A 5,371-nucleotide genomic window follows, 5' to 3' on the forward strand; every position below is an offset into this window, starting at 1 on the left:
CCTAGTTTCGGCTATGCATATAACTGCCGCAGTATATGTAAATGATCATGAGAGTGGTCTAATTGAGGATATCTGGGAGTGGCTCGAAGGACTTGCTCCATTTAGAGATGATTACAAACATCATATGACTGGGGAAGATAACGGAGATGCCCATCTTAAAAATTTGATCATGCATCATCAGGTAATAGTTCCTATTACACAGGGCGATCTTGATCTTGGTCCATGGCAGAGGGTTTTCTACGCTGAATTTGACGGGGGCAGAAGAAAAAGAGTAGTAGTGAAAGTGATCGGCGAGTAAGAGTCTATAAATTCGTTATAATAATTCATATGAGCGATGAAAATATAAACTACAGGTTTTTGATTGATAAAAGAGGCAACTGGTTTCAGGACGGAATAAAAATCCAGCACCGCCTTACTTATCTCTACAACAACAAACTTCTTCAAAGAGATGATGAGGGAAGATACTACCTTGATGAAGGATCTGGAAAACTTTATATAAAAGTTGAAGATACTCCTTTTGTGGTAAGAATGGTGGATAAACAGGGGGAGGATTTCTTTATAAGAATAAACGATGAGACAACCGAGAAGTTAGATTTATCCTCACTCAGGATAAACGAAGAAAATATTCCGTACGCAAAAATTAAAGACGGGGATTTTGATGCCAGATTTACACGGCCCGCCTACTATGAATTTATGAAGTATTTGAAAAAAGAAGACAATGATTTTTATGTGGACTGCAACGGAGAAAAACACATACTAAAGAAAACCGCTTAGCTAAGAGCGTCTACCATTTTTATCATAATTTCATTTGATACCAGATTTCCCTTTTTAGTGATCCTAATGAAGTTGCCTAAATTCTCAAGAAGACCATCATTTATAAGTGGTTCAATTTTATCTGTATCTGCAATCACATTTGATCTGCTTTTTAATTTTAAAAGATCTATTCCCTGATCAAGCCTCATTCCCATAACTACTGTATCAATAATAAATTTGTTTTTATCTATTATCTCTGAAAAATCAACCGGCTTTTTGCTACTTAGCACAGTATTCATATATTTAGCGGGGTTTCTGATATTAGACCACCGCGCTCCCCAGGGATTTGAATCGGTCTTGGCATAATGCGAATGTGCCCCAGCCCCAAGACCTAAATATCCGTCGAGTCTCCAGTACAGCATATTGTGTACGCATTCAAATCCTTTTTTGGCGTAGTTTGAAATCTCATAATGTTTGTAGCCCGAGTCTTGTACAAAATCTGTTGTATAGCTGATAAAATCTGCAAGCTTGTCATTTGAGGGCAGATTTAATTCCCCCAGCGACTCGAGACGATTAAACTCGGTGCCGTTTTCTACTGTCAGACAATATGCCGAGATGTGTGGAAAATCAAAGCTAAGTGCTTTTTGTAAGTCGTTTTCCCACTCAGACAATGTTTCATCCTTAGTACCGTACATAAGATCCATACTATAGTTCTCATAACCGGCTTTAACTATATCTTGAAGTATCTTCTGGCTATCCTCAGGCGTATTAATTCTTCCAAGAAACTTGAGTTTTCTTTCTGAAAATGACTGAACCCCTGTGCTTATTCTATTAATCCCCGCTGCTCTTAATCCTTTTAGCTTTTCTAAATCCGCAGTCTTTGGGTTTACTTCTAAAGATATTTCAATATTTTCTGACGGTTTAGTGATAGAATAGATCTTGGAGAGTATTTCCTCTATATTTTTTGGATCGAATAATGATGGAGTGCCCCCGCCAAAGAATATAGATGTCACTTTGGTACCCGATAAGTCGTCTTGATAGAATTCGAGTTCTCTTATGATTGAATTTGTATAGTCTTTTTCAGGGAAATTAGACCCGACCCCGTAAGAATTAAAGTCGCAATATGGACATTTCGTAACGCAATATGGGATATGTATATAGATTCCAAAGGGCATTAAACTATTTTACGGTAAGAAAAAAATGTTGCAACGGCTAAGTTTTAAAGTCATATTATTGATTTAAACTTAAGGCTTAGAAATGAGAATGCGTTATAAAGTACTATTAATACTAATTTCTTTCCTGCTGGGAAGCTTCTATTGCTATGCCCAAGAGCCAAATGTTCTTAGTTTAGATGAAGCCGTTGATCTGGCTATTACCAATAACCCTGCAATTACTATCTCTGATGCTAATGTAGATATATCTAGGGCAGATCTAAAAAATGCAAAATCTGTTTATTACCCGCAAATTAGCTCAAGAATTATCGTACCATTTATCGGCCGTGAATCCGGGTTCTTCTTAGACCAGCTTATTTATGATTTCGGTAGAACCTCAAACCGGGTGAAATCTTCAAGGGAGTTTCTAAAAGCAAGAAAGTTTGATAAAGACACAGCAGAAGATGACTTAATATTAGATACCATAATTGGATACTATACAGTTCTTTCTGAGGAGCACATTGCAATTGCACTTGAGAAGCAGGTAGTTGAAAATGAACGGCGCTTAGAGCAGGCGCAAGGATTTTATAAGCTAGGAAGAGTGCCTCTTACCGAAGTAACTAAGGTAGAGGTTGACCTTGGTAACGCAAAACTTGAGCAAATTGCGGCTCAGAACAATCTAGAAGTTGCAAAAGTTAACCTACTAACAATTATGGGACTTGAAGATGAATCATTTACATACGACCTTGAGGATTCGACAATAGTAGCTCCGATTACATATGAGCTTGAGGATTCCATTATTCAAGCTCTTGGATCAAGGGCTGAACTTAAAAGCCTAGAGGCACAAAAAGACGCAATGAGAGCTAATTTAAAAGCATCTAAAAGAGAATTTTACCCTGAAGTTTTCGGCAGAACTGCATATAGATTTGAGGGAAAAGGAGCTGAGACCCCAGGATTTATTGCGGGTGTTGGAGTAAGGTTTCCAATTTTTGAGGGCTTTTCCAGGTTTGCAAAAGTTGAGGACTCAAAGGCCCATCTAAGAAAAACAAAAGCTGAGCTAAGATCCACCAGGGCAGCTATCATATCTCAAATAAAGCAGCTTTACCTAGACCTTGAATTCGCACAAGAGAATATTAAAGTTACAAAAGCGACAAAAGAATCCGCTGAACAAAGCTTGCTACTGGCTAGAGAAAGGTATAATCTGGCTAGAGCTTCTTCCGTTGAGCTTGCAGAGGCAGAGGCATTATTTGCAGTTTCTAATGCAAGGTATATGCAGTCGATTTATAATTACAACATCAACATTGCGAGATTAGAAAGAGCAACAGGTGAAATAGATGAATCTCAAGAGCCCTAAGACATATATAGCAATAGCCATTATAGTTGTGGCCGCAATATTTATTGCACCTCGTTTTTTTGGAGAGCCGGATACTTCTACGGTCTACGTAACAGCTAAAGTAGACAAGGGCAACTTAACATCTCAAATTAATTCATCAGGCACGATTAATCCGCTCAAAACTATAGAGGTTGGATCACAGGTTACAGGAAGCGCAAAGAATGTTTTTGTAGATTTCAACTCTGTAGTAAAAAAAGGAGATCCCCTTTTAGAGATTGATCCATACAATCTACAAAGCGAGTTAAAACGCGCACAGGCCGACCAAAAAAAAGCACAGGCCGATTTAAGCCTGACAAGTTCCGTATATAATACTAATAAAGAGCTATACGAGAAAAGACTAATCTCCAAAGAAGAATTTGATGATTCAAGAGCAAAATATCTCTCAGCTTCTGCTGCACTTGAGCAGGCAAACGCAAGTATAGAAATTACCGAGTCTAATTTAGACAGCACAACCGTGCGTTCACCTATAGATGGGATAGTTTTATCCAGAGACATTAATATTGGCGAGAGTGTTAGTCCAAACGGAAAACCACTTTTTTTGATTTCACAAAACCTTTCAGAAATGCAAATAGATACGAATGTTAGTGAGGCCGACATAGGTAAGATAAAAACTGATCAGGGAGCATATTTCACAGTTGATGCTTTTCCAAATAAAACCTTTGAGGGCAAAGTTTCGCAGATACGAAACCAGCCGATAACAAATAACAACGTGGTTACTTATAATGTTGTTATCACGATAGATAACGAAGATAACATTCTTAAGCCCGGAATGACAGCAGACGTAAAAGTTATTGTCGCAGAGAAAAAAGACGTAACCCGGGTACCTACATCGGCTCTTAGATTTATCCCCCCATCTAATGCGCTAATCGAGTCCAACAATGTAGATACTAATACAAACCCGCACGTTTGGGTGCGCTCAAATAATGGACAAATTAAGCCGGTTGTTGTGAAGACAGGTGTCGGAGATGGGCGTTATACCGAGATAGTTGAAGGTGAAGTGCAAAACGGTGATGAAGTTATAGTTGAAGCGATTATAGATAAAGACGGCGGAAACGGCGCCTCATATCTGCCTCAGCCAAAGAGATTTTAATAATGACTGAAAACAGCCCAGTAATCGAAGCAAAAGATATCCATAAAACATATGATCTTGGGGATATCAAAGTAAAAGCTCTAAAAGGAGTTACACTTGATATACAAGACGGTGATTTTGTATCCATAATGGGTGCATCGGGGTCAGGGAAAAGCACATTCATGAATATTATAGGCTGCCTGGATAAACCCACTAAGGGAGAATACTATCTCGATAATAACAAAGTTTCTGAGATGGACAAAGACGAGCTGGCTGAGATTAGAAATATAAAAATCGGATTTGTCTTTCAAAGCTTTAACCTATTAGCAAGAACAACTGCGTTAGAGAACGTTGAGCTTCCTATGATTTATAACAACACTGAGGCAGAGAAAAGATCTGAGCTAGCAAATAATGCTATATCTATGGTCGGTCTTAACGGAAGAGAACATCACCTGCCCTCTCAGCTCTCAGGAGGTCAGCAGCAAAGAGTCGCAATCGCAAGGGCAATCGTAAATAACCCGAGCATCATACTTGCAGATGAGCCTACAGGTAACCTGGACTCTACAACAAGCGCTGAGATTATGGATATATTCAGTGATTTAAACCAGAATGGTAAAACAATCATAATGATCACGCATGAAGAGGATATTGCAAAATACGCTCAGAGGATTATTAGTTTTAAAGATGGATATATATTAGAGGACAAACGTCAGTAACTAATAGATGACGTCCATAAACTCATCACCGCCAGCCCCAAAATCTTCAAACTCATCGCCGTTTATATCACCAAGACCATTTACAAATTTACCGAAATTGCTCTCGCCCGGCTCTCCTAAAATATCTACATCTGCATCAGCTGCCGAGACTGTAGCAGGGAAATTATCCTGTCCGAAAAACAGATATATTATGCCCTCGTTTGCTCCGGGGGTTCCCACTGCGAAAGCCGCGTTTATGGGTTCATAAATCAAAACAGTTGCTGTGTCTCTATTTCTTTTCTCTTGCTCG

General features: G+C 38.8%; 7 protein-coding genes. 5 read left to right on the forward strand and 2 right to left on the reverse strand.

The genetic code is table 11. The features are described 5' to 3' along the window. Together AAF462_09710 and AAF462_09715 are read left to right on the forward strand one after the other, a co-directional pair. Window positions 1-298, forward strand: a 298-nt coding sequence (locus tag AAF462_09710; protein ID MEM7009395.1) for a secondary thiamine-phosphate synthase enzyme YjbQ, incomplete at its 5' end; no start/stop codon positions are given. Between the two features lie 29 nt (window positions 299-327). After that, the gene (locus AAF462_09715) at window positions 328-774 is read left to right on the forward strand and encodes a hypothetical protein (protein ID MEM7009396.1); all 447 of its coding nucleotides are present in this window, start codon (window positions 328-330) and stop codon (window positions 772-774) included. On the opposite strand, the gene hemW is transcribed toward AAF462_09715, so the two are convergent. Then, window positions 771-1,928 (reverse strand): radical SAM family heme chaperone HemW, encoded by a 1,158-nt coding sequence (hemW, locus tag AAF462_09720; GenBank protein MEM7009397.1) that lies wholly within the window; start codon window positions 1,926-1,928, stop codon window positions 771-773. The genes AAF462_09715 and hemW overlap by 4 nt on opposite strands. 88 nt (window positions 1,929-2,016) lie before the next feature. On the opposite strand from hemW, the gene AAF462_09725 reads away from it, so the two are divergent. From AAF462_09725 to AAF462_09735, 3 genes are read left to right on the forward strand one after another with little or no spacing between them, the layout of a single operon-like run. After that, window positions 2,017-3,258 (forward strand): TolC family protein, encoded by a 1,242-nt coding sequence (locus AAF462_09725; GenBank protein MEM7009398.1) that lies wholly within the window; start codon window positions 2,017-2,019, stop codon window positions 3,256-3,258. After that, window positions 3,239-4,387 (forward strand): efflux RND transporter periplasmic adaptor subunit, encoded by a 1,149-nt coding sequence (locus tag AAF462_09730; GenBank protein ID MEM7009399.1) that lies wholly within the window; start codon window positions 3,239-3,241, stop codon window positions 4,385-4,387. Before AAF462_09725 ends, AAF462_09730 begins: the two co-directional genes overlap by 20 nt. A 2-nt stretch (window positions 4,388-4,389) precedes the next feature. Then, window positions 4,390-5,082, forward strand: coding sequence for an ABC transporter ATP-binding protein (locus AAF462_09735; protein MEM7009400.1), 693 nt, complete (start codon window positions 4,390-4,392; stop codon window positions 5,080-5,082). On the opposite strand, the gene AAF462_09740 is transcribed toward AAF462_09735, so the two are convergent. After that, on the reverse strand, window positions 5,083-5,371 hold a 289-nt coding region (locus tag AAF462_09740; GenBank protein ID MEM7009401.1), incomplete at its 5' end, for a hypothetical protein. It lies immediately after the preceding gene.

Source organism: Thermodesulfobacteriota bacterium (genome assembly GCA_039028315.1).
In the GTDB taxonomy this organism is placed as follows: Bacteria; Desulfobacterota_D; UBA1144; order Nemesobacterales; family UBA2774; genus CR02bin9.

Excerpts from the sequence above, each read along its gene's own strand:
- AAF462_09715 (MEM7009396.1), top strand. The coding sequence starts at position 328 with ATGAGCGATGAAAATATAAACTACAGGTTTTTGATTGATAAAAGAGGC.
- hemW (MEM7009397.1), bottom strand. The coding sequence starts at position 1,928 with ATGCCCTTTGGAATCTATATACATATCCCATATTGCGTTACGAAATGT.
- AAF462_09725 (MEM7009398.1), top strand. The coding sequence starts at position 2,017 with ATGCGTTATAAAGTACTATTAATACTAATTTCTTTCCTGCTGGGAAGC.
- AAF462_09730 (MEM7009399.1), top strand. The coding sequence starts at position 3,239 with ATGAATCTCAAGAGCCCTAAGACATATATAGCAATAGCCATTATAGTT.
- AAF462_09735 (MEM7009400.1), top strand. The coding sequence starts at position 4,390 with ATGACTGAAAACAGCCCAGTAATCGAAGCAAAAGATATCCATAAAACA.